The 22,395-nt window shown below is 72.3% G+C and carries 24 protein-coding genes and 1 riboswitch; of the genes, 15 read left to right on the top strand and 9 right to left on the bottom strand.

Annotated features, from left to right (window positions below; genetic code table 11):
• The first annotated feature begins 1 nt into the window (after window position 1).
• Complete coding sequence (locus B0I33_RS06945) at window positions 2-1,039, top strand: ABC transporter ATP-binding protein (protein WP_106178220.1); 1,038 nt, start codon at window positions 2-4, stop codon at window positions 1,037-1,039.
• On the top strand, window positions 1,036-1,914 hold the full coding sequence (locus tag B0I33_RS06940) for an ABC transporter permease subunit (RefSeq protein ID WP_106177751.1): 879 nt from the start codon (window positions 1,036-1,038) through the stop codon (window positions 1,912-1,914). Before B0I33_RS06945 ends, B0I33_RS06940 begins: the two co-directional genes overlap by 4 nt.
• 54 nt (window positions 1,915-1,968) lie before the next feature.
• Here B0I33_RS06940 and B0I33_RS06935 read toward each other — a convergent pair whose 3' ends face one another.
• From B0I33_RS06935 to B0I33_RS06925, 3 genes are read right to left on the bottom strand one after another with little or no spacing between them, the layout of a single operon-like run.
• Window positions 1,969-2,982, bottom strand: coding sequence for an ABC transporter ATP-binding protein (locus tag B0I33_RS06935; RefSeq protein WP_425440448.1), 1,014 nt, complete (start codon window positions 2,980-2,982; stop codon window positions 1,969-1,971).
• A complete protein-coding gene (locus B0I33_RS06930; RefSeq protein ID WP_106177749.1) occupies window positions 2,982-4,553 on the bottom strand; it encodes an ABC transporter permease in 1,572 nt (523 codons plus the stop codon). Before B0I33_RS06930 ends, B0I33_RS06935 begins: the two co-directional genes overlap by 1 nt.
• 20 nt (window positions 4,554-4,573) lie before the next feature.
• A complete protein-coding gene (locus B0I33_RS06925) occupies window positions 4,574-5,620 on the bottom strand; it encodes a thiamine ABC transporter substrate-binding protein (RefSeq protein WP_106177748.1) in 1,047 nt (348 codons plus the stop codon).
• Window positions 5,621-5,645: 25 nt separating this feature from the next.
• Window positions 5,646-5,756, bottom strand: a riboswitch (TPP riboswitch).
• 32 nt (window positions 5,757-5,788) lie between these two features.
• Between B0I33_RS06925 and B0I33_RS06920 the strand changes: the two genes are divergently transcribed.
• The 3 genes from B0I33_RS06920 (at window position 5,789) to B0I33_RS06910 (ending at window position 6,694) form a co-directional block, all read left to right on the top strand.
• Window positions 5,789-6,079 carry a 4a-hydroxytetrahydrobiopterin dehydratase gene (locus tag B0I33_RS06920; protein ID WP_106177747.1) on the top strand — a complete coding sequence of 97 codons (291 nt, stop codon included), beginning with the start codon at window positions 5,789-5,791 and terminating at the stop codon, window positions 6,077-6,079.
• Window positions 6,080-6,125: 46 nt separating this feature from the next.
• Window positions 6,126-6,395 (top strand): hypothetical protein, encoded by a 270-nt coding sequence (locus B0I33_RS06915; protein WP_106177746.1) that lies wholly within the window; start codon window positions 6,126-6,128, stop codon window positions 6,393-6,395.
• A gap of 74 nt (window positions 6,396-6,469) precedes the next feature.
• Complete coding sequence (locus B0I33_RS06910; RefSeq protein ID WP_106177745.1) at window positions 6,470-6,694, top strand: hypothetical protein; 225 nt, start codon at window positions 6,470-6,472, stop codon at window positions 6,692-6,694.
• 9 nt (window positions 6,695-6,703) lie between these two features.
• Here B0I33_RS06910 and B0I33_RS06905 read toward each other — a convergent pair whose 3' ends face one another.
• Entirely contained in the window at window positions 6,704-7,261 is a 558-nt protein-coding gene (locus tag B0I33_RS06905; RefSeq protein ID WP_106177744.1) for a helix-turn-helix domain-containing protein, read from the bottom strand.
• Between the two features lie 74 nt (window positions 7,262-7,335).
• Between B0I33_RS06905 and B0I33_RS06900 the strand changes: the two genes are divergently transcribed.
• The 4 genes from B0I33_RS06900 to B0I33_RS06885 all read left to right on the top strand — a co-directional run bounded on the left by B0I33_RS06900 (window position 7,336) and on the right by B0I33_RS06885 (window position 11,200).
• Window positions 7,336-8,589 carry an MFS transporter gene (locus B0I33_RS06900; RefSeq protein ID WP_219927150.1) on the top strand — a complete coding sequence of 418 codons (1,254 nt, stop codon included), beginning with the start codon at window positions 7,336-7,338 and terminating at the stop codon, window positions 8,587-8,589.
• 120 nt (window positions 8,590-8,709) lie between these two features.
• Window positions 8,710-9,018, top strand: a complete 309-nt coding sequence (locus B0I33_RS06895; protein ID WP_106177742.1) for a hypothetical protein — start codon at window positions 8,710-8,712, stop codon at window positions 9,016-9,018.
• A 6-nt stretch (window positions 9,019-9,024) separates the two neighbouring features.
• The gene (locus tag B0I33_RS06890; RefSeq protein WP_106177741.1) at window positions 9,025-10,638 is read left to right on the top strand and encodes an alpha/beta hydrolase; all 1,614 of its coding nucleotides are present in this window, start codon (window positions 9,025-9,027) and stop codon (window positions 10,636-10,638) included.
• A gap of 139 nt (window positions 10,639-10,777) precedes the next feature.
• Entirely contained in the window at window positions 10,778-11,200 is a 423-nt protein-coding gene (locus tag B0I33_RS06885) for a hypothetical protein (protein WP_245900481.1), read from the top strand.
• Window positions 11,201-11,330: 130 nt separating this feature from the next.
• Here the strand turns inward: B0I33_RS06885 and B0I33_RS06880 are convergent, their stop codons facing one another.
• Window positions 11,331-11,558, bottom strand: coding sequence for a hypothetical protein (locus B0I33_RS06880; protein ID WP_106177739.1), 228 nt, complete (start codon window positions 11,556-11,558; stop codon window positions 11,331-11,333).
• A 472-nt stretch (window positions 11,559-12,030) separates the two neighbouring features.
• Between B0I33_RS06880 and B0I33_RS06875 the strand changes: the two genes are divergently transcribed.
• From B0I33_RS06875 to B0I33_RS06860, 4 genes are read left to right on the top strand one after another with little or no spacing between them, the layout of a single operon-like run.
• Complete coding sequence (locus B0I33_RS06875; protein ID WP_106177738.1) at window positions 12,031-12,420, top strand: SseB family protein; 390 nt, start codon at window positions 12,031-12,033, stop codon at window positions 12,418-12,420.
• Between the two features lie 28 nt (window positions 12,421-12,448).
• Window positions 12,449-12,748 (top strand): hypothetical protein, encoded by a 300-nt coding sequence (locus B0I33_RS06870; RefSeq protein WP_106177737.1) that lies wholly within the window; start codon window positions 12,449-12,451, stop codon window positions 12,746-12,748.
• Window positions 12,748-13,977: a putative T7SS-secreted protein gene (locus tag B0I33_RS06865; RefSeq protein ID WP_106177736.1), complete on the top strand. Its 1,230-nt coding sequence runs from the start codon at window positions 12,748-12,750 to the stop codon at window positions 13,975-13,977. The genes B0I33_RS06870 and B0I33_RS06865 overlap by 1 nt, the downstream gene beginning before the upstream one ends.
• Window positions 13,974-14,360, top strand: coding sequence for a hypothetical protein (locus B0I33_RS06860; RefSeq protein WP_219927149.1), 387 nt, complete (start codon window positions 13,974-13,976; stop codon window positions 14,358-14,360). Before B0I33_RS06865 ends, B0I33_RS06860 begins: the two co-directional genes overlap by 4 nt.
• Window positions 14,361-14,679: 319 nt before the next feature.
• On the opposite strand, the gene ychF is transcribed toward B0I33_RS06860, so the two are convergent.
• Together ychF and B0I33_RS06850 are read right to left on the bottom strand one after the other, a co-directional pair.
• The gene (gene ychF, locus B0I33_RS06855; RefSeq protein ID WP_106178218.1) at window positions 14,680-15,762 is read right to left on the bottom strand and encodes a redox-regulated ATPase YchF; all 1,083 of its coding nucleotides are present in this window, start codon (window positions 15,760-15,762) and stop codon (window positions 14,680-14,682) included.
• Window positions 15,763-15,798: 36 nt separating this feature from the next.
• Complete coding sequence (locus tag B0I33_RS06850) at window positions 15,799-16,017, bottom strand: hypothetical protein (RefSeq protein WP_106177735.1); 219 nt, start codon at window positions 16,015-16,017, stop codon at window positions 15,799-15,801.
• A gap of 95 nt (window positions 16,018-16,112) precedes the next feature.
• On the opposite strand from B0I33_RS06850, the gene B0I33_RS06845 reads away from it, so the two are divergent.
• The gene (locus tag B0I33_RS06845) at window positions 16,113-17,681 is read left to right on the top strand and encodes an AlkA N-terminal domain-containing protein (protein WP_106177734.1); all 1,569 of its coding nucleotides are present in this window, start codon (window positions 16,113-16,115) and stop codon (window positions 17,679-17,681) included.
• Entirely contained in the window at window positions 17,678-18,187 is a 510-nt protein-coding gene (locus B0I33_RS06840) for a methylated-DNA--[protein]-cysteine S-methyltransferase (protein ID WP_106177733.1), read from the top strand. Before B0I33_RS06845 ends, B0I33_RS06840 begins: the two co-directional genes overlap by 4 nt.
• Window positions 18,188-18,197: 10 nt before the next feature.
• Here B0I33_RS06840 and B0I33_RS06835 read toward each other — a convergent pair whose 3' ends face one another.
• Together B0I33_RS06835 and B0I33_RS06830 are read right to left on the bottom strand one after the other, a co-directional pair.
• Window positions 18,198-21,176: an AAA family ATPase gene (locus B0I33_RS06835; RefSeq protein WP_106177732.1), complete on the bottom strand. Its 2,979-nt coding sequence runs from the start codon at window positions 21,174-21,176 to the stop codon at window positions 18,198-18,200.
• Window positions 21,173-22,339, bottom strand: coding sequence for an exonuclease SbcCD subunit D (locus tag B0I33_RS06830; protein ID WP_181193205.1), 1,167 nt, complete (start codon window positions 22,337-22,339; stop codon window positions 21,173-21,175). The genes B0I33_RS06835 and B0I33_RS06830 overlap by 4 nt, the downstream gene beginning before the upstream one ends.
• Window positions 22,340-22,395 lie beyond the last annotated feature (56 nt).

The raw sequence follows: 22,395 nt of genomic DNA, 5'->3' as shown, positions 1-22,395 counted from the left end.
GGTGCGCACGGTGTCGGTGGACGGGGGCATCGCGGACCATCCGCTGTCCCCGCCCACCGGGCCGCTGGCCGCGCGGACCAGGGGGCTGCGCAAGACCTACGGCCCGACCGTCGCCGTCGACCACGTGGACCTGGACGTGCCGGAGGGCGCCGTGCTCGGCATGCTCGGGCCGAACGGCTCGGGCAAGACGACCACCATCCGGATGCTGCTCGGGCTGGTCCGGCCCACGGCGGGGGAGGCGACGCTGCTCGGCCACGCGATGCCCGACGAGGCCGGGCACGCGCTGCCCGACGTGGGGGCGCTCGTGGAGGGACCGGGCTTCCACCCGTTCCTCTCCGGGCGGGACAACCTGCTGCGCCTCGCCGCCGCCGAACCCCGGCTCGGCGGCGGGGACATCCCCGGCGCGGTCGACGACGCGCTGGAGCGGGTCGGGCTGACGGCCGCGGCGCGGCGGCGTTACCGCGGTTACTCGCTCGGCATGAAGCAGCGGCTCGGCCTCGCCGCCGCCCTGCTCGTGCCCCGCCGCATGGTGGTGCTGGACGAGCCGACCAACGGCCTCGATCCCGCGGGTACGCGGGAGATCCGCTCGATCATCGCCGAGCTGCACGCCTCCGGGGTGACCGTGCTGGTGTCCTCGCACCTGCTCGCGGAGGTCGAGGCCACCTGCACGCACGTCGCCGTGCTGCACGCGGGAACCGTGGTGGCCCAGGGGGAGCTCGCCGAGCTGCTGGAGACCGGCAACCCGGGGCTCGTGGTGTCCACTCCGGACACGACCGCGGCGATGGAGGCGTTGCGCGGCGGTCGTATCCCGTCCCGGCTCGTGCCGGAGGGGGTGCGGGCCGACCTGACCGCGGCGACGGCCCCCGAGGTCGTGGCGTGCCTGGTGCGCGCCGGGGTGCCGGTGCACGAGGCGCGGCGGGCGCGGACCGGGCTGGAGGACCTGTTCGCCCGGCTCACCCAGGGCGAGACGAACGGCGAGGACAGGCCGGAGCGGGACGGGCTCTCGGACGTCGTCGAGACGGACGGGGAGGACACGTGACCACACAGGTACTGGCCGGGACCGGGAGCCGGGCGCCGCACGCGCCGACGGTTCGGCTGCTGCGTGCCGAGCTGCACTGGATCTTCCACCGGCCGCGCACCCTCGTCGTGCTCGGGCTGCTCGCCGTCCTCCCGGTGATCGTCGGGGTCGCCCTGACGCTCGCCGACTCGCCGGGTCCGCCCGGGGACGGGCCCGGCGGCGAGGGCGGCGGGTCACTGCTGGCCAGTGCCGCGGGCAACGCGCTGGTACTGCCGGTCGGCACCCTGGCGATGACGCTGGCGCTGCTGCTGCCGCTGGCCGCGGCCATGGCCGGCGCGGACGCGCTCGCCGGCGAGTCGGCACACGGGACGCTGCGCGGCTGGCTGCTCGCCCCGGTGAGCCGCGGGAAGCTGCTGCTCGTCAAGGCGTTCGGCGTGGCCACCGTGGCGGCGACGGCGGCGTTCACGATGGCGTTGACCGGCATGCTGACCGGTCTGGTGATCAACGGCGGCGGGACGCTGTTCACGCTGTCGGGCACCACGCTGTCGTTCCCGGCGGCGATCGGGAAGGTCGCGGTGGCGGCCGCGTGGGTGTCGCTGCAGCTGTGGGCCGTGGGGGCGGTCGCGCTGGCGATCTCCGCGTGGACCGAGCACCCGATGCTGGTCGTGGCCTCGGTACTGGCGGGGATCGTCCTGTTCTCCGTGCTCGGCCTGCTGGACGCGCTGAGCTGGCTGCACCCGGTGCTGCTGAACGACTCCTGGCAGATCGCGCTCGCCGACGTGCTGCGTGACCCGATGCCGCTGGACACGCTCGGCGAGGGCGCCCTACGGGCGGCGTGCTATCTCGCGATCGGCCTCTCCGTCGCCTACGCCCGGCTGACCACGAAGGACGGCTGACCGGCCGCGCCCCGGCTCGTGAGTGTGAAACGTCGTTCTAACCACGTTTCACACTCACGAGCCGATCGCGGCCAGTCCGTCGGGGTCCAGGGCCAGGCGGACCCGGTCCCCGGCGCGGAGATCGGCCGCGACCGGCGCCACGGCGTCGACGGTGTCCGGCCCGGCGTCCGGCCGCACGCACAGCCGCACGTGGTCGCGCCGGTGCACCCGGCTGCGCACCTCGCCGCCCACGCCGGTCGTGGCCACCCGCACGGCGTTCGGCCGCAGCCCCAGCCGTACCGCACCGTCGGGCAGCCACGGCACGGGCGCCGTGCCGAGCGGCGTGCCGACCACGCCGTCCCGGACGTTGGCGTCGAGCAGCGTGGTCACACCGAGGAAGCGCGCGACACGGTCGTCGGCCGGCCTGCGCCAGACCTCCCGCGCCTCGCCCGCCTGCCGGATCTCCCCGCTCTCCAGCACCGCCACGTGGTCGGCGAGGGTGAACGCCTCCTCCTGATCGTGCGTCACGAGCAGGGTGGTGATCTTCGCCCGGCGCAGCAGCTCCGCGAGGTCGATGGCGAGCTGCTCGCGCAGCTCGGCGTCCAGACCGGACAGTGGCTCGTCGAGCAGCAGCAGCCGCGGCCGCGGCGCGAGCGCTCGCGCGAGCGCGACGCGCTGTGCCTCGCCGCCGGACAGGTCGGTGACCTTGCGCCGCTCGTAACCCGCGAGCCCGACCAGATCGAGCAGTTCACGGACGCGCGGTCCCCGCTCGGCGGCGGGCACGCCGTGCATGCGCAGGCCGAACGCGATGTTCCCGGCGACGTCGCGGTGCGGGAACAGTTGCCCGTCCTGGAAGACCAGCCCGAACCCACGCCGGTGCACCGGCACGCGGGCGAGGTCCGCGCCGTCCCAGCGGACGGCCCCGGTGGCGCCCGGTTCGAGACCGCTGATCGCCCGCAGCAGGGTCGACTTGCCGGAGCCGGAGGGGCCCAGCAGCGCCAGCACGTCGCCGTCCGCGATCTCCAGCCGCACGTCCCGCACCGCGGCGAACGATCCGTAGCGCACCGTCAGCCCCTCGACCGCCAGCATCAGAACTCACCCACCCTCGACTGCGCGGACCGCAGCCGCTCGATCAGGGCCACCACGACGGCGGTGACCGCCATCAGCAGCGCGCAGGCGGCATAGGCCATCTGGCTGTTCAGCTCGCCCGGCCTGCTGACGAGCGAGGCGATCGCGACCGGCAGCGTCGGCGCGTCCGGCCGCGCGAGGAAGCTCGTGGCGCCGAACTCGCCGAGCGCCACCACGTAACCGAACGCCGCCGCGGCGATCAGCGACCGGATGGTCAGCGGCAGGTCGATCTCGCGCCACACCCGCACGGGACCCGCGCCGAGCGTCGTGGCGGCCTGCCGCAGCCGCTCGTCCACGGAGCGCAGCACGGGCAGCACCATGCGCACGATCAGCGGGATGATCACGAGCGCCTGCGCGAACGGCACGAGCAGCGGCGAGGTCCGCAGGTCGCCGGGCAGCGCGTCGAGGGTCACCAGGTAGCCGAAGCCCACGGTGACCGCCGAGACACCGAGCGGCAGCATCAGCGCCGCGTCCATGGTCTCCCCGAGGACCCTCGGACCCCGCCCTGGCGAGCGGCGCAGCGACACCAGCACCACGGCCGCCAGCACACCCACGACCATCGCCAGCACGGTGGCGTCCGAGGCCGCCCGCACGGAGTTGGCCGCGGCCTGCCACCCGGTGACGTTCAGCGCCCCGCGCTCACCCTGGCCGGACAGCGCGAGGTAGCCGTCGAGGCTCCAGCCGTCCGGTGTGGACAGCGAGCGGGCGACCAGGCCCACGATCGGCGTGAGCAGGAGCGCCAGCACGGCGAACGCGGCCGCGACCACCCACCACTCGCCGCGCTCGGGGCGGCGTGCCGGGGTCGGCTGTGCCCGCAGGGCCAGCGCGGTCTCGCGCCTGCGCCGGGCCAGCGCACCCGCGGCCAGCGCCGCGACGACCGCGGCGAGCTGGACCAGCGACAGTGCCGCCGCGCCGGAGAGGTCGAGCAGGTTCACCGTGCGCAGGTAGATCTCGGTCTCCAGGGTGCGCCACCGCGCGCCGCCGAGGATCAGGACGACGCCGAAGCTGGTGGCGCAGAACAGGAACACGACCGCGGCCGCCGACGCCAGCGCGGGGGTCAGCGCGGGCAGGGTGACCGTACGGAACGCGCGCCACCGCGACGCGCCGAGCGAGCGCGCCGCGTCCTCGCCGCGCCGGTCGAGCTGCGCCCATAGCCCGCCGACCGTGCGCGCGACGACGGCGACGTTGAAGAACGCGTTGGCCAGCACGATGGTGAACACGCCGCCGTCCGGCCACAGTGCCCGGAAGGCGAGCCCGACCACCACGGTCGGCAGCACGAACGGCACGAGCACCAGCGTCCGCACCACACCGAGTCCGGGCAGGCGGACCCTGGCCAGCAGGTAGGCCACGGGCAGCCCGGCGGCCACCGCGACGAGCGTCGCCGCCGCGGCCTGCGCCACGGTGAACGCCGCCAGCCGCCACGTCTGGGACTCGAACAGGGTCGTCGCGATACCGCCCGACGAGAAGCCGAGGCCGAGAATGCCGGCGACCGGCCAGGCGAAGAACACCACGAGGAAGGCCAGTGGCACCACCGCGACGGCGGCGACCCCGGCTATCCCTCGACCAGTGCGCGCCACTTCTCGATCCAGCGCTCCCGGCCGGACTGCACACGCTCCCCCGGCAGCGACGCCGGGTCCTCGGGCAGCGGCGCGGCCTCCGCCCAGGCGGAGGGCAGCTCGACGCCCTCCCGCGTCGGGTAGACGTACATGTTCTCGGCGACGATGCTCTGGAACTCCTGGGAGAGCAGGAAGTCGACCACCTTGCCCGCGTTGTCGGGCTGGTCGGTGCCCGCGAGCACACCCGCGTACTCGACCTGCCGGTAGCAGGTCTCGAGCAGGGCCTTGGTGGTCGGCTCGCCGTTCTCGTCGACCTCGGCGGCCGGGGACGAGGCGTAGGACACGACGATGGGCCGCGGGCCGTTGCCGGAAGAGCCGGAGAACTCCTGCGTGTAGGCCTCGGTCCAGCCGCTCACGGCCTTGACGCCGTTGCGCTCCAGCCGGGACCAGTAGTCGAGCCAGCCCTGCTCGCCGTACTCGGCCACGGTCGCCAGCAGGAACGCCAGCCCCGGAGACGAGGTCGCCGGGTTCTCCACCACCAGCAGGTCGCGGTACTTCGGGTCGGTGAGATCGGCCAGTGTCTCCGGCTCGGCCAGGTCGCGTTCGGCGAACCACCGCGTGTCGATGTTGACGCAGACGTCGCCCACGTCCACAGCGGACAGCCGGTGCCTCGGATCGATGGCGTACCGCTGCGGACCGCGGTCGGCCTCCGGGCTCGTGTACGACTCGAAGACGCCCGCGGACAGCGCCCGCGAGGCGAACGTGGAGTCCACGCCGTAGGCGACGTCGCCGATGGGGTTGGCCTTCGTGAGCACCAGCTTGTTCGTCAGCTCACCGGCGTCACCCTGCTTGCGCACCTCGAGCCTGATGCCCGAACGCTGCTCGAAGGCGTCGAGCACCTCCTGCGGCACCGTCCACGAGTCGTGCGTGACGAGGGTGACGGTCGGTGTGCCCTCGGCCTGGTCCTCACCGCCTCCGGCGAGGGTGCAGCCCGCCGTGAGCGCACCGGCGAGCAGCACGGAAGCCGCCCGGATGAACCTCATGAACCCTCCTTGTCCCCACCGGCAAGAAGGAGCGCGAGGGCCTCCCTGCGCCGGCATGATCCGGATCAGGTGCGAACGGTCGTGGACTCGCGCCCACCTCTCAGCCCGGCGGCGCCGGACTCCCGTGGCAAGGGTGCAGCGTACCCGGCTTCGTACCACCATGGACCCATGGCGGAACTACTCAGTGACGAACGCATCGACGAGGCCCTCGCCCACCTGCCCCGCTGGGAGCGCAACGGGAACGCGATCCAGCGCACGGCGGAGCTGGCCAACTTTCCACAGGCGATCCAGGTGGTCAACCGGATCGCGGAGATCGCGGAGAACGAGAACCACCATCCGGACATCGACATCCGCTGGCGCAAGCTCACGTTCCGGCTCAGCACCCACTCCGACGGCGGGATCACGGAGAAGGACGTGCAGCTCGCCGGCGAGATCGACGGGGTGATCGACGCCATGTGAGCGGGCGCGCGGCACCGGGTAGCCGGTAGCCGGCGAAAGGAGCGCGATGAAGACGACCAAGACGGCCCTGTCCGCCCTGTCCGTCCTCGTCGCCCTGGTGCTGGGCGCCTTCACGGTGCCGGCGGTGGCGGCCACCGAACTCTCCGGCGATCGCATGCCGGCCGGCGACGACGTGCGGGCGATCGTGGTGGGCAGCCTGGCCTTCCTCGGCATGCTCACGACGGGGGCGGCGGTGCTGTACTACGCGATGCGTCAGCGCCACCAGGATCGGCCTGACCCGGGCCAGGTCCCCGAGGACGACCCGGCACCGGCCTGAGCGCCGTCGCGCGGCGACCGGGTCCGGCCGGGACCCCGCGGGACCGCCGATCCCCGCCGTGCGATGCTCCGTGCATGACGGACGATCCCGACAAGCGGGCCAGGGACCTGGAACGCCGCCGGGTCAGGACGATGGTGGCGCTCACCGTGCTCGGCCCCGTCCTGATCGTGCTCGCGTTCGTGTTCACCGAACCGCACTGGATCCTGTGGGTGCTCGCCGGCGCGATCGTGACGAGCGCGATCGCCTTCTGGGCCACCTACGCGCTGCAGCGGCACCTCCGCCGCGAAGCGGACGGCTGAGCCGGGACCTCAGTCCGGGAGCTGGTGCAGCACGAACATCCCGCCGAGCGCGGGCCGGTCCCGCCGCTGGTCGTCGGTCTCGATGTACTCGTCGAGGACCGCGAGGATGCGCCGGTCGAGCTCGGCGACCTCCTCGGGCGACAGGTGCAGCAGGAAGCGCGAGAACGTCCGCACCGACCCGGGACCCGCCTCGGCGAGCTCTTCCTGGAACGCCTGGACCGGCCCCGCGGCAGCCGCCTCGTCCTCGTCCAGGCGGGTGCTCAGCCACCAGGACAGCCCGGTGGAGCGGTAGGGCTTCTCCAGGGCACCGCTCTCCCCGCTGCGCACCGGTGCCTGTTCGAGGAAACCGGCGCCGAGCAGGTGCCGGACGTGGTGGAGCACCGTGCCGGGGTCGCGGCCGAGCCGGTCCGCGAGCTGCTTGTTGGTCAGCTCCCGCTGCCCGCACAGGCGCAGGATCCGCACACGCAGCGGGTGCGCGAGCGCCTTCGCCTCCCGAACGGTCGCCTCTCGCCGCTTCCCAGTGGTGGACTCGGCCTCTCCGCTTTGCCGAATGTCCTGCTCAGCCATGCCGCGACAATAGTCCATCGATGTAGTACGCCATACCGATGGAGTTTTCTCCACCGCTGTGCGATTCTCCACTGATGCGGGTCGAGCGGCCGGTGACCGGATCCACTGCCCTGGGTGGCGCCTACTGGCGGCTGTGGGTGTCCTCCGCCATGTCCAACCTCGCGGACGGGGTCTTCCGGGTGGGGCTGCCGCTGGTCGCCGTGAGCTACACCCGCTCACCCACGCTGATCTCGATCCTGGTGTTCGCGATGACGCTGCCGTGGCTGCTGTTCGCCCTGCCTGCGGGAGCGCTGTGCGACCGGTTCGACCGGCGCCGGATCATGCTCGGCGCGAACGGCGTCCGGGCCGGGCTGCTCGCCCTGGCGGCGCTCGCGGTGGCGCACGACCAGGGCTCGATCTGGTTGCTCTTCGTCGCGGCGCTGGGTGTCGGGATCGCCGAGACGCTGTACGACACCGCGAGCCAGTCGATCTTGCCCCAGGTGGTCCGGCGCGAGCAGCTGTCCCGGGCCAACGGCAGGCTTCAGGCGGCCGAGCTCACGGCCAACGAGTTCGCGGGCCCGCCCCTCGGCGGGCTCCTCGTCGTGGCGGGCGCGGCCGTGGCGATCGCCTCCCCCGCGGCACTGTGGGCGGTGGCCCTCGGCGCGCTGCTGCTCGTCCCCGGCTCGTTCCGGATCGAGCGGGACAGCCGTACCTCGCTGCGTGCCGACATCGCCGAGGGGCTGCGCTTCCTGTGGCGGCACAAGCTGCTGCGCACCCTGGCGGTGATGACCGGGGTGTTCAACTTCGCCTCGAACGCGACCTTCGCGATCCTCGTCCTCTACGCGGTGGGCCCCGGGTCACCGATGGGCCTGTCCGGCGCGGAGTTCGGGCTGCTGCTGTCGGCCTCGGCGCTGGGCGGCCTGCTCGGCTCGTTCGTCGCGGAACGCATCGAGCGGACACTCGGCCGCGCCCGGTCGGTCGCGCTCACGATCGGCTGCGGCACATTGCTGGTGGGCGCACCCGCGCTGACGTCGAACGCGCTGCTCGTCGGCGGCGCGTTCGTCGTCGGCGGCGCGGGCATCATCGTGTGGAACGTGATCACCGTGTCCCTCCGGCAGCGGATCACGCCGGACCGCCTGCTCGGGCGGGTCAACAGCGGCTACCGGCTCGTCGCCTGGGGCAGCAGGCCACTGGGTGCGCTGGCGGGCGGCCTCGTCGCGGAACTGCTGGGCCTGCGCGCCGTCTTCGCGATCATGGCGCTGCTGGCCCTGACCCTGCTCCTGCCGTGCCTGCGCGTGGTGACCGACGACCGCATCGCCGCCGCCGAGCGCGAGTCCGAACCCGCTTAGCCCGCCGCCACCCCCGGCCGAGGGAGCCGCGCGCACCGATTCCCGGAAACCGGCCGACCGGCCCGCGGTGCGCGGTGAACATCCGGCTGATCGATCGCTCGCGAACGGGGAGGACGCGAGATGGGCGGATACGGAGTCGAGCCTCGCGGTCTCGTCGAGGCGGGTGGCCGCTTCGTCGACATCGCGGACGACGTCAACGAGGCGCTGGCCGAGTTCCTGGGCGCGGTCGAGACGCACGAGGGCGCCAACCGCGGTTTCACGACCACGGACAGGGCGGCGCTGCTCGCCGCGCTGTGGGAGTACCAGATCGACGACCTGTGCAAGCGCACCGCCATGGCGGGCGGGCTGCTGCGGGACAGCGCGGACGGCTACGAACGGATGGAGCAGGCCGTGGCCGAGACACTGCCGCCGCTGAGCTCGGAGCGCTGAGCCACCGTGGTGTCGTTCCAGGACCTGCGCGAGGCCGATGCCGGAACGTACGACGACCTGGCCGACCGCTGGGCACTGCTGGCGGGCCAGCTCACCGCGACGGCGACCGATCTCAAGACGACCCTCGGCGGGCTCGACGGCTGGCAGGGCGACGCGGCGGACACCGCCAGGGCGCACTTCGACGACGTCCGCGCGGGCTACGACACCGCGGGCGAGTATCTGGAGCGGATCCCGCCTGCCCTGCGCGACCTCGCGGACGCGATCATCGAGGCGCAGCGGACCGTCGACGGGGTCATGCGGGCGGTCGACTCATCGCACGTGCTGTCGGTGGACCCGCTGACCGGTCAGGTGCGGGCCGTCTTCGGCGGGCCGGGTGACCGGCGCACCGACGAGGAGAAGGAGTGCGACCGGCAGACCGCGGAGGAGCTGACCGGCACGGTGCGGCAGGCGTTGCGCGCGGTCGGGGAAGCCGACCAGGTCGCGTCCGCCGCGCTCGACGAGGCCCGGCCCGCGGCGGCGGGCCTGGAGCTCGAGGCGGTCGCCGGGGGCGACCTCGTCACACCGAGCGACCTCCCCGGCGCCGACGCCTCACCCGCGGAGGTCAAGCGCTGGTGGGACAGCCTCACGCCGATGGAGCAAGAGTCCGCGATCTACACCCACGGGGATGTCCTCGGCGGCACGGACGGCATCCCCGTCGAGGCCCGGGACCGGGCCAACCGGATCCGCTTCGCCGAGGAGCACGCCGAACTCCGCACGCGACGGGAGACGCTGGCCGAGCTCGGTGACGGCCGGACCGCCGATCAGGACCACGAGTACCGGCGGCTCGGGGAGACGCTGCGCGGGCTGGACGCCATCGCCGAACGGCTCGACCGGGACACGAGCGACCGCCAGCCACGGGCGTACCTGCTCGACTACTCCACCGAGGGGAACGGGCGCGGCATCGTCGCGACCGGCAATCCGGACACCGCGGACAACGTGGTCACCTCGGTGCCAGGCACCGGGTCCGACCTCGCCGGAATCGGCGGTGAGCTGGATCGCAGCGACCTGATCCTCGCCGAGGCCGGTCTGCAGTCGCGCGGCAGTGAGACGGCGGCGATCACCTGGGTCGGCTACGACGCGCCGCAGGACCTGATCCGGGCGGCCGACGCGGACTACGCCGAGGCCGCGGCCGGGGACCTGCGCGACTTCCAGGACGGCCTGCGGGTCACGCACGAGGGCGCCGCGTCGAACAACACCGTGATCGGGCACAGCTACGGTTCCACCGTGATCGGGCATTCGGCGCAGGGCGCGGGCACCCGGCTCGACGTGGACAACGTGATCTTCCTCGGCAGCCCGGGGGTCGGCGTGGAACATGCCTCGGACCTGCGGCTGCCCCAGGACACGAACGTCTACGCGAGCACCGCCGAGAACGACGTCATCCGTGCCACGCCCGACATCGTTCACGGTCCCCAGCCGGTCTCCGAGGATTTCGGCGCGAAACAGTTCACCTCCGACCCCGGAACCGACGGGGAGTGGTACACCGGAGGCTACTCGACCGATGCCCACTCGGAGTACTGGCACAAGGACTCCGCCTCGTTGCGGAACATGGCCACCATCGTCCTCGGCGGACAACCGAGTTGACCAGCACAGGCAGGAGGGGACGAGCATGAAGCGAGCACTCGTGCTGCTCGCCTGTCTGCTGCTGATCACCGCATGTGGCGGAGGTGACCCCGAAGGCACACCGGAGCGGACGACGACTCCTCCGGGGAACGGAGAGCCGATGAGGACACTGACCGAGGAAGAGGCCGCCCAGCGCGCCGAGCAGCACATCCGGCGTGCGGTCGCGGCACTGCCCGAGAAGCCGACCCTGACCGTGCAGTACGCGGACTCGGCCGAGTGCCTCGACCCCACCGACAACGGACCCCGTGGCCGGTACCAGGTAGGCAAGACCTACTGGCTGGACGGGGTGCCCTCCGAACGCAACGAGGAGTTCGTCGACGCCCTCTACGACTACTGGGTGTCGCACGGATTCCGGATACTGACCGACAAGCGCTCCGAGAGCGACCGGTTCGTGTCGGTGGAGAACGACGACGACGCGTTCCGCATGTCCGTCAAGCAGAGCGTCGAGGGCGACCTCTCACTCGGCGCCTCCTCGCCGTGCGTGTGGCCGAACGGCACACCGCCCGAGGGCGCTGGCGAGTGAGACCCGGCCGGGCTGGACGTTGAACCGGAACTCAGCGTCCGCTTGAACCTCCGCCCACCGGGCCGCAGCCGAGCCCGTCCGGCTCGATTCGCACGTCATGGTCACTGGGCTCCAACCCGCGGACGCCGAATCACTCGGGAACTCCGAAGAGCGTACGCACAATCGTCCGGGCGTACTCACGCACCGGGTTCTCGGCGGATGGCAGGAGCCCCGCCATGCCCGACGTCGACAGGAACTCCGTGTAGACATAGTGCTGGCATGCGCCGATGATCATCGACGCGCAGGCGAGCCACGATTCGCGGGCGGGCAGTCGGCCCTCCGCGTGTTCCCGCGTCAGATAGTCGGCGACCTCCACCACGCCCAGGATCGGACTGGGTGTCGCGGCCGGGACCGGCGAATCCTGGCGAGCTGCTTAGGAAGCTCGCTTTGGGCAAGGAATACCGAGTACCCGGCGCACTCACCGCAGCGGCGGACCACTACGACCGGGTGGCTCGCAGTCCCGATCGGGTTGTGCCGCGCGACGTCGCCCACTGGCCCGCGAGCTGCGGCGGACCGCACACAGGCTGCCGGCGGTCTCTCGCGCGGCCAGTCAGAAGCCACGTCCGTCGACATTCAGGCCTCCGGAACGAAGCGGCGACCTGCTGGTCGACGCCCAGCAGCGTGGCGCCGGCGGTACACCGACCGCTTACCTCCCATGACAGGACGCACAACCCACAGGGCCTCGGCTCCCAGTGGACAAGCTGAGCGGATTTGGTCTCCCTGGAGGTGCGGTCCCCGGGTAGGGTGATTACCGTGGATGCACGGTCGATCACGGAGGGGATCAATCGACGGTGAGGGCCGAGCCGGAGCTGGTGACCGTGTGCCGTCAGGTGCGGGCGCGTCAGCAGGAACCAAGTGCCTTCGACGTAGCTTTCGCGCGGGCAACGGTCTACGCGGAACGCCTGCCTGACCGACCTGGCGTAGTCGCCTCGGATCTGCCCGGCAAGGGGCGTTGGGTGTTGGTGTTCTCGACGTTGGAGCGCCTGGAACGCCAGCTCGGTGAGGTGCCCTGGTTGTCGACGACCGGTGTCGATCTGCTCGACCAGTTGCCGCACGGGCTCGGTGTCCTGCTCGATGTGTGCGAAGAGCATGGCCTGCCGCTGTTGCCGCAGCCAGGTGGGAAGGCGAGGTTCGGTGGTGCGCGCCTGCCCTCGCATCCTGGCCAGGCTCAAGCAAGGTAGCGGAGCTGCGCGGAAAGTGAGGTGCTGAGTGTCGGGAAGGTTCGAGGTCGAGCTCGACGTGCTCGACGGTGCGGCGACCGCGGTATCGCAGACCATGCATGACATGGAGACCTGCAAGATCGAAAGTATCTGTGGGCCTGCCGAAATGTACGGGCACGACGGCGTGCACGAGGCGTTCGAACACTTCTGCGGCCGGTGGCAGCAAGGTGTAGAGCTGTTGATCGAGGACGGCGCCACCATCGCCGGCGCCCTGAACCGGGCAGTCGAGGGCTATGGCGATTTCGAAGGAGAGGCGGAGCAGGTCTTCGGCGGCCAGGCGGAACCCTGATGGCTGAACTCGGCGAAACCACCGATCCCCGGCAACTCGTCCCGGGGGACCCAGCGGCGATCGAGGAGAACGTGGTCGCCATCCGTGGCCGGGGCCGGTCTATGGACCAAGCCGGCGACGAGCTGAGAAAGATTGACTCTGGGGCGTGGAAGGGCGATGCCGGCGACGCATTCCGGGACAAGTTCTCTTACGAGCCGGCGCGGTGGCACAAGGCCGGTGATGCCTTCACGGCCACCGCCGCTGCGCTGGAATCGTACGTGGCGACCTTGCGCTGGGCACAAGGTGAAGCCGTCGAGGCGATCCGGCTGTGGCAGGAGGGTGAGGCCGCCACCCAACAGGCCATGGCCCAGCATGAGACCGCAGTGGCCAGGGTGGCCGAGCAGAACCGTGCGCTGGCGGCATCCGGCGACCCGAAGCAGGTGCCGGAACCGCCCTTCACCGATCCCGGTGAGGCCAAGCGCCAGGCGGCGCGGGAACAACTCGGCCGAGCACGGCAGCAGCTCTCCGAAGCTGGCGAGCAAGCCTCCGCCACGATCCGGGCCCGCGGTGACGAGGCACCCCAGCAGTCCTTCTGGGACGACGTGAGCGACGCGATCGGCGGTGTCGGTGAGTTCATCGGCGACTTCGCCGAAGGAGCGTGGGAGACCGTCAGTGGCACGGCTGAGCTGCTCTGGGACCTCAGCCCGCATCACCTGCTGACCGATCCCGCCGCCTACGGCGAGACCTGGAAGGGAATCGGCCAGACCATCGCCTCCGCGGTCACCAACCCGGTCGAGTTCGGCAAGCAGCTCATCGGCTGGGAACACTGGAAGAACGGCGAGCCTGGCCGCGCCCTCGGCCAGATCGCCGGCGGCCTCGCACTCGGATACGGCGCTGGCAAAGCCGCTTCCACCATCGGCAAGATGCGCAAGGGCAAAGGGACGTCGGGCGTCAAGCCGAATGTCGGCGACTACTTCAAGGATGGCGCCACACCGAAAGCGAGCGACCTCGAGAAGTACGCAGAGGCGCAAGGATGGACGAAGAAGCAGAGCCCGAACGGACCGCCCAAATATGTGGATGAGAACGGCGTGCCAAGAATGACCCTCAAGTCGGGCAGCGATCGCGCACCCGGAAGCGGCCATCCTCATGTAGAATTGAAGGATGCTAACGGGCAGCGCATCGACCCGCAAGGCCGTCCGGTGACGCGGAGATCAGTCCGAAACCACACGCCAATTCAATGGGACTGGTGATCATGAACTACTCTGATCTGCCCGAGCTCGCAGGTGTGTATCTAGAGGACAGCTACGTGCTGGGCATCTCCGAGGAGCCGAACAGGGTGGTGTTCACCATGGAATTCGTACTCACGGAGAACCACGATGCTTACTGCTCGCCCCGGGAAGGCGAGCAGTATTGCTACCGGAATGGATATTTGACATTCACGAACGTCATCAAGGTTGAATGGCTGGACCAGAACTTCCGAAAGTTCACCGACGCCGCAAACGAGGAAGACATGGGCAACATCGACTTTCTTGCCAATGAAAACAGTAGCTGGCATGTCGGCGGCGACTGGGGTGAGGTCCGCATACACACACGAACACGCCCTGAGATCATACTTATGGCCAAACCGCACTGAATCAAGACAGCACGCCATTCCATGACATAGGCGATTTCGGCGAGGAAATCGCGGGAGTCGAGTTGTCGACCACCATGCCTGGCCCCGATTGTCCGGCCGCGGACGGCGGACGAGCGTTCCTCCAAGGCATCGACTGACAACTGTGGAGTGTCGCGGGGTGACAGCCATGTCGCTCACTGCGCGGCGCCGTCTCGTCGACAGGACCCGTCGGCGGGTTCACCGCTGGCCGGGACCGACCTGAAGTCGGACCATGCGGCCGTACGCGCTACCCGCGGGAAGCCCCGCAGCTATCCGACACGATGACGACATCGTGGCGAGGCTAGACGTTGAACCGGAACTCGACCACGTCGCCGTCGGTCATCACGTAGTCCTTGCCCTCCATCCGGACCTTTCCGGCGGACCGGGCGGCGGCCATCGAACCGGCCTCCACGAGGTCGTCGTAGGAGACCACCTCGGCCTTGATGAAGCCGCGCTCGAAGTCGGTGTGGATGACGCCGGCCGCCTGAGGCGCCGTCGCGCCCTGGGGGATGGTCCAGGCCCGCGCCTCCTTGGGGCCCGCCGTGAGGAACGTCTGCAGCCCGAGCGTGTGGAACCCGGCCCGCGCGAGCGCGTGCAGCCCCGGCTCGGCCTGGCCGACCGACTCCAGCAGCTCGCGCACCGACTCCTCGTCGTCGAGTTCCAGCAGCTCCGACTCGACCTTGGCGTCGAGGAACACCGCGTCGGCCGGGGCGACGAGCTTGCTGAGCTCCGCCCGCCGTGCCTCGTCGGTGAGCACGCTCTCGTCGGCGTTGAACACGTACAGGAACGGTTTCGTGGTGAGCAGGCTCAGCTCGCGCAGCCCGTCGAGGTCGATCTCGTCCTGCGCCGCGAAGAGCGTCCGGCCGGAGTCGAGGATGTCCTTGGCACGCTGGGCGTTGTCCAGGGCGGGCCGGTGCTCCTTCCTGGTCCTGGCCTCCTTCTCCATGCGGGGCAAGGCCTTCTCGAGCGTCTGCAGGTCGGCGAGGATCAGCTCCGTGTTGATCGTCTCGATGTCGGACATCGGGTCGAGCTTGCCCTCGACGTGCGCGACGTCGGGGTCCTCGAAGACGCGGATGACCTGGCAGATGGCGTTCGCCTCACGGATGTTCGCCAGGAACTTGTTGCCGAGACCCGCACCCTCGGACGCGCCCCGGACGATGCCCGCGATATCCACAAAGGACACGGTGGCGGGCACGGTCTTGGCCGAGTCGAACATCTCGGCGAGCTTGTCCAGCCTCGGATCGGGCAGCGGAACGACGCCGACGTTCGGCTCGATCGTGGCGAACGGGTAGTTCGCCGACAGCACGTCGTTTCGGGTCAGAGCGTTGAACAGCGTGGACTTGCCCACGTTGGGCAGGCCGACGATACCGAGGGTGAGGCTCACGACCACGCAGTCTACGTGCCGTGCCGCGCGGCTCGATCAGCCGTCGTCCCCACCGCCGCCGTAACCGCCTTCGCCGCCTTCGCCGTCCTCGCCTTCCTCTCCGCCGCCCTCGTTCTCGCCGCCGTTCTCCTCCTGCTGTGTCCCACCGTCCTCCTGCTGTGGCTCGTCGCACGCGGCGGAGAACCCGATGGCGCCGGCCGCGGCGAGCACCACACCGAACATGCGCAGCGAACGCTGCCTGCTGAGTGACCTCATGCCCCGACCGTAGGGCCCCACGCGCCGCGCCGCACGGCGCCTTCGTGTCCGATTTCCGCCAGCCGACCCGCTCCCCCGGTGGCAGGATTCTGGTCATGACGCAGGTCACCGCACCCCCGGAGCGCCCGGCGAGCACGGGTGGCTGGGCCATCTGGCGGGACGCCGAGCGCTGCTACCGCGCCGTGATGTCCCGGGACTCACGCTTCGACGGGCAGTTCATCACCGCCGTGCGCACCACCGGCATCTACTGCAGGCCCTCCTGCCCGGCGCTGACGCCCAAGGCGGAGAACGTCGAGTTCTTCCCCACCTCGGCCGCCGCGCAGGCCGGCGGCTACCGTGCGTGCCGCCGCTGCCTGCCCGACGCGGTGCCCGGCTCCCCCGAATGGAACGTGCGCGCCGACCTCGCCGCCCGGGCGATGCGGCTCATCGCCGACGGGACGGTGGAACGCGAGGGCGTGCCCGGTCTCGCCCGCAGGCTCGGCTACTCCGAACGCCAGCTGGGCCGCGTGCTCACCGGGGAGCTCGGCGCGGGCCCGCTCGCTCTCGCCCGCGCCCACCGGGCGCACTCGGCGCGGCTGCTCATCGAGCTGTCGGACCTGCCGCTCACCGACGTGGCGTTCGCCGCGGGGTTCGCCAGCGTCCGCCAGTTCAACGACACGATCCGCGAGGTGTTCGCCACCACCCCGTCGCAGCTGCGCGCGGCCGCCGGGACGAAGCGGGGCCGCGCGGCGCCCGCGGACGACGACACCTCGGCGGGCACCCGGCTCTCGCTCCGGCTCCCCTACCGCGAGCCGTTCGACGCCCAGGGCACGCTCGCGTTCCTCGCACTGCGTGCCGTGCCGGGGGTCGAGGAGGTGACCGGCGACGCCTACCGGCGCACCCTGCGGCTGCCGCACGGTAGCGGGTCCACCACGCTCACGCCCTCGTCCGGCCACGTCCGGTGCGACCTGCGGCTCACCGACATCCGTGATCTCGGCAGCGCGGTGGCCCGGCTGCGCAGGCTGCTGGACCTCGACGCCGATCCGGAGGCGGTGGATCACACGCTGGGCGCCGACCCCGCGCTCGCACCGTCGGTCGCCGCGGCACCCGGCATCCGCGTGCCGGGCACGGTCGACACCGCCGAACTGCTGATCCGGGCGCTGCTCGGCCAGCAGGTCTCGGTGGCCGCCGCGCGCACCGCGGCCGGACGTCTCGTGGCCGAGCTCGGGGAGCGCGCGCCCACGGCGGCCGAAGGCGAACCCGCGCTCCTCTTCCCGGACGCCGCCACGATCGCCGAGCACGCGGGCGACGTGCTGCGCGGTCCCCGCAGGCGGATCGAGGCCATCCGGGCGGCGGCCACCTCGGTGGCGACCGGAGACCTCACCCTGCACGTCGGCCGGGACCCCGACGAGCTCAGGGCCGAGCTGCTGGAGCTGCCCGGCATCGGCCCGTGGACGGCGAACTATCTGCTGATGCGTGCGCTCGGCGACCCGGACATCCTGCTCGACGGCGACCTCGCGCTCCGCAAGGGAGCCGCCGCGCTGGGCCTGGCCGACCCGCCGGGGACGCTGGCCACGCGGGCCCAGGCCTGGCGCCCGTGGCGGTCCTACGCCGGGATGCACCTCTGGCGGGCGAGCGCCCCCACCGGATCCACCCACCCGCACCGACAAGGAGACCTCACATGAGCACCGCACACTGGTCCACACAGGACACCCCGATCGGACCGTTCACCGCCGTCGTCGCACCGGATGGCGCTGTCCTGGCCTCCGGCTGGACCGCGGACGTCGACGCGCTGCTGCCGCAGGTGTCCCCGGCGCTGCGGCCGTCCGGGCTGCGGGAGCGCCGCGACCTCGGCGCCGTCAGCACGGCCGTGCGCCGCTACCACGCCGGTGAGCTCGACGCGGCCGACCTGGTGCCCGTGCGCCAGCGGTCGGGCGAGTTCCTGCAGCACGCCTGGGACGTGCTGCGCACCGTCCCCGCGGGCAAGCCGGTGACCTACTCGGACTTCGCCGCGCTGGCCGGGCGGCCGTCGGCGGTCCGCGCCGCCGCGTCCGCGTGCGCCCGCAACGCGGCGGCACTGTTCGTCCCGTGTCACCGCGTGCTGCGCATCGGCGGCGCGCTGGGTGGCTTCCGCTGGGGCGTCGACGTCAAACGCTGGCTGCTCGACCACGAGACCGGCGTCGGAGCGTGACGCACCCGGCTCAGCCGACCGCCGGCGCGGCCCCTTCCAGCTCGATCGACGACCCGGAGCGCGACTTGCGCACCCGCAGCCGGGTCGGGATCCGCTGCCGGAGCTCCTCGACGTGGGAGACCAGGCCGACGACCCGCCCTCCGGCACGCAGCTCGTCGAGCACGTCCATCACCACGTCGAGGGTCTCGGCGTCCAGGGTGCCGAAACCCTCGTCGACGAAGAGCGTGTCGAGCAGCGCCCCACCGGTCTCGGCCGCCACCACGTCGGCCAGGCCGAGCGCGAGGGCGAGCGAGGCGAGGAAGGATTCCCCACCGGAGAGCGTCTTGGCCGGCCGGACCGTGCCGGAGTAGTCGTCGAGCACGTCGAGACCCAGCCCGCCGCGGGTACCCCGGCTGCCCGCCGCGTCGGAGTGCACGAAGGAGTAGCGGCCCTGGCTCATCGACCGCAGCCTCGCCGTCGCGGCCACGGCGACCTCCTCCAGCCGTGCGGCCAGCACGTACGAGCGCAAGGACATCCGCCGCGCGTTCTGCCCCCGGCCGTTGACGACGTCGGTCAGGGCGTCGAGCTCGGCGAACTCCTCCTCCGCGGGGGTCAGTTCGCCGGTCGCCGTCGCGAACCGCTCCGCGAGCTCGGTCACGGTGCGGGCCCGGCCTTCCGCCTCGTGTGCGCGGGAGACGGCCTGCTCCGCGCGGACCCGCGCCTCCTCGGCCTCGGCCCGCGCGGAGTCGACGTCGACCACCTCGTCCGGGGAGACGCCCGCGAGCTCCGGCTCCTCCAGCACGGCACGAGCCCTGACCTCGGCGTCCTCCGCCTCGCGGAGACGGCGTTCCAGCTCCGCCACGCGTTCCTCGGACCTGGCCGCCGCCAGCGCGGCCTCGACCGACTCGAACCCGGCCCCCAGCGCGGCGTCCCGCACGGCCGTCCGCTGCTCGCGCAGCCGGTCCTCGGCGGCCGCGCGTTCGGCACGGGCGTCCGCGAGCCGGTCGAGGGCCTGCCCGACACGGAGCAGGTGCTCGCGGCGTCCGGCCACATCGGCATGCTCTCCCCGGGCCTCCTCGAGACGCCTGCCGCGCTGCTCGACGTACTCGGCCAGCGAGCGGCGCTCCGCGTCGGCCTCGCTCACGGCCCGATCGGCGGCCGCCCGCTTCTCCGTCAGGTCCTCGAGCTCCGCCTCCGCGGACCGCACGGACGCGTCGAGCCGGTCGCGGCGAACGGCCAGGCCCTCCAGCCGCTCCAGCTCGGCCCGCACCCCGGCGAGCGCGTGGCCGAGGTCGTCCGCCGACTGCCCACCGAGGCGTTCGCGGACCACGGCGAGTCCGTTCTCGGCGCGGTGCCGTTCGTCGACGGCGGCCTCCCGGCGCCGCTCCGCCGCGCGCTCCCGGTCCGCGGCAGCCCGCTCCTGCTCCTCCCCGATCCGGTCCCCGTCCGCCGTCGCGGGCGCCGGGTGCTCGGCGGACCCGCACACCGGGCAGGGCAGGTCAGGGCCGAGGTTCGCGGCCAGCTCGGCAGCCATGCCGGCGAGCCTGCGTTCGCGCAGGTCGAGCAGCTCGCTGCGGGCCAGCTGGTGAGCGTCGATCGCCGCCCGTTCGGCGTCCCTGGCCTCGGCGAGCGCCCGCTCCAGGGCGGGCACCTGCTCGGCCGAGGCCCTGGCTTCGGCCAGCGTGGCCTCCCTGGAGCGGACGTCGCCGAGCCGGGCGGCGGCACCGGCTGCGGCCTCGTGTTCCTCCCGCAGTTCCCGGATGCGCTCGGGCAGGCCGTCCAGCTTCTCGCCGAGGGCGGCGGCCTGCGCGCTCGCGTAGGTGGCGGTCTCCTGCAGCTCGGCCAGCCGTGCCTGGTCCCGGGCCTGCTGCCGCGCCTCCTCGACCAGTCCCGCCAGCGTGCCTGCTTCCTCGCGCAGGTCACCGGCCCGCTCGCGCAGGACGACCACCTCCGCGTCCGGCTGCTCGAACCCGGTCTCGGCCACGGCGGCCCGCGCGGCCAGCTCGGCCTGCCCGCACCGGTCGAGCCGCGCGGCCTGGCGGTCCGCCTCGGCGGCCAGGCCGGTGACGGCGGTGGCGCGGCGCGCCGACTCCAGCTCGGCCCTCGCCGCGGCCCGCTCGTCCGCTCCATCCGCCAGTGCGGCCAGTTCCCGATGCGCGGCGCGCAACCGGCGGACCCGTTCCGCGGTCGTGCGCCGCTCGTGCAGGACGGCGTCCGCGTGCTCCCGCCGCACACCCGCCGCCCGCGCGTACTCGGCCGCCTCCGCGGCGGCCGCTTCGGCGCGGCGGCGGACGTCGTCGACCCAGGGCTGGGCGGCGTCCTCCGGGATCTCCTCCCCGGCGACCTGGGCGAGGCGTTCCAGCCACACCCGCACGTCCTGCCTGCGCCGGTCGAGCTCCCGGCCCCGCTCGGCGCGCAGCTCCCGGAACCAGCGCTCGACGTCGGCGAACCGCCGGGTGCCGAACAACCGCTCCAGCAACTGTTCGCGCTCCGTGGTCTCGGCCCGCAGGAAGCGGGCGAACTCGCCCTGCGGCAGGAGCACCACCTGGAAGAACTGTTCGGCGCTCATCCCGAGCAGCCGCTGCACCGTGCGGGCGACCTCGTCGATACGCGTGAGCCCTTCGGGCCGCTGACCGTGCGGCGCCTCCCCCACCCAGGCCAGCGACGCCTTCGCGGGCTGGGTGGTGTAGCCGTTCCCGCGCCGCTTCGGTCGCTGGTACTCGGGGCAGCGCACGATCCGCAGCCGGTGTCCCTGCACCGTCAGCTCGAGGACCACCTCGGTCGGGGTCTCCGGATCGGCGAGGTCGCAGCGCAGCCGCTTCACCTGCCCGCGTGCTCCCGGAACGACGCCGAAGAGCGCGAAGGCGATGGCATCGAGGAGGGTCGTCTTCCCCGCACCGGTGTCGCCGTGCAGCAGGAACAGCCCGTCGGCCCCGAGCGCGTCGAAGTCGACGATCTCGGACCCGGCGTAGGGGCCGAAGGCGGTCACCTCGAGGCGGTGCAGTCTCACCGGGGATCACCGTCCTGTTCGGGGTCGCCCTTTCCCGCCGTTTCGAGTGCCCTGACCAGCAGCGCGTCCTCGCGTTCGGTCGGCGGCGCGCCCCGGCAGTCGGCGAGGAACGTGCGGCCGATCTCGGCGTCGGAGCGGCCGCGCACCGCCTCCGCGTACCTGAGCACGGTCGCCGTGCCGCCCTCGGGCTCCCAGTCGAGGTGCACGGTGTGCGGGAACCGCTCCCGCAGCTTCCGCATGGCGTCGACCGGGCGAACGCGGTCGGTGAGCGTGACCGACAGGTAGCAGTCGGCCAGCCCCTCGTGCGCCGGGTCGGCCAGCAGCTCGTCGAGAGTGCCCCGGACGGTCGCCAGCCGCCGCGGCACGGGCAGCTCGTGGCGCCGCACGGCGGAGAGGCCGCCGGCGTCGAGGTCGACCAGCCACACGGACTTCCGGTGTGCCGCCTCGGAGAAGGAGTACGCGAGCGGGCTGCCCGAGTAGCGCAGGTGCTCGGCGAGGCGCTGCGGGCCGTGCAGGTGGCCGAGTGCCACGTAGTCGACGCCGTCGAACACCGAGCCGGGCACCTGCTCGACGCCGCCGACGGCGATGGTGCGCTCCGACTCGCTCGCCTCGCCGCCCGTCACGAACGCGTGCGCCAGTACCACCGAGCGGGTGCCCTCGGGCCTGGCCGTGAGGTCCTCCCGGACGCGGCGCATCGCCTCGGTCAGCACGCCCGTGTGCCCGCGCGCTCCGGGGACGCCGAGGGCGTGCCGCGCGACCTCCGGTTCGAGGTAGGGAATGCCGTAGACGGCCACCTCCCCGTGCTCGTCGGGAAGCAGGACCGGGCGGTCGACGGTGTCGACGGTCGTGCGCAGGTACAGGCCGCCCGCCTCGGCGAACTCGCCGAACGCGCCGAGCCGGGCCGCCGAGTCGTGGTTGCCTGGGGTGAGCACGAGCCGCGCACCGGCTTCGCGCAGCCTCGCCAGCGCGCGGGTGACGACGCGGACCGCGTCGGCGGAGGGCACCGCCCGGTCCCAGACGTCGCCGGCGACGAGCACGACGTCGACCTCCTCGTCGGCCACGACGCGCGCGAGGTGGCCCAGCACCGCCTCCTGCTCCGCGAGCAGGTCGGTGCCGTGGAAGGTCCTTCCGACGTGCCAGTCGGACGTATGCAAGATGCGCACGGCACTCAAGCTAGGGCTGGACGGCGACAGAACCCCGCAGTTCCGCCCGGCGTGTC

This window comes from Prauserella shujinwangii (assembly GCF_003001955.1).
Lineage (GTDB): Bacteria > Actinomycetota > Actinomycetes > Mycobacteriales > Pseudonocardiaceae > Qaidamihabitans > Qaidamihabitans shujinwangii.
This window is presented reverse-complemented; position numbering and strand designations above follow the sequence as displayed.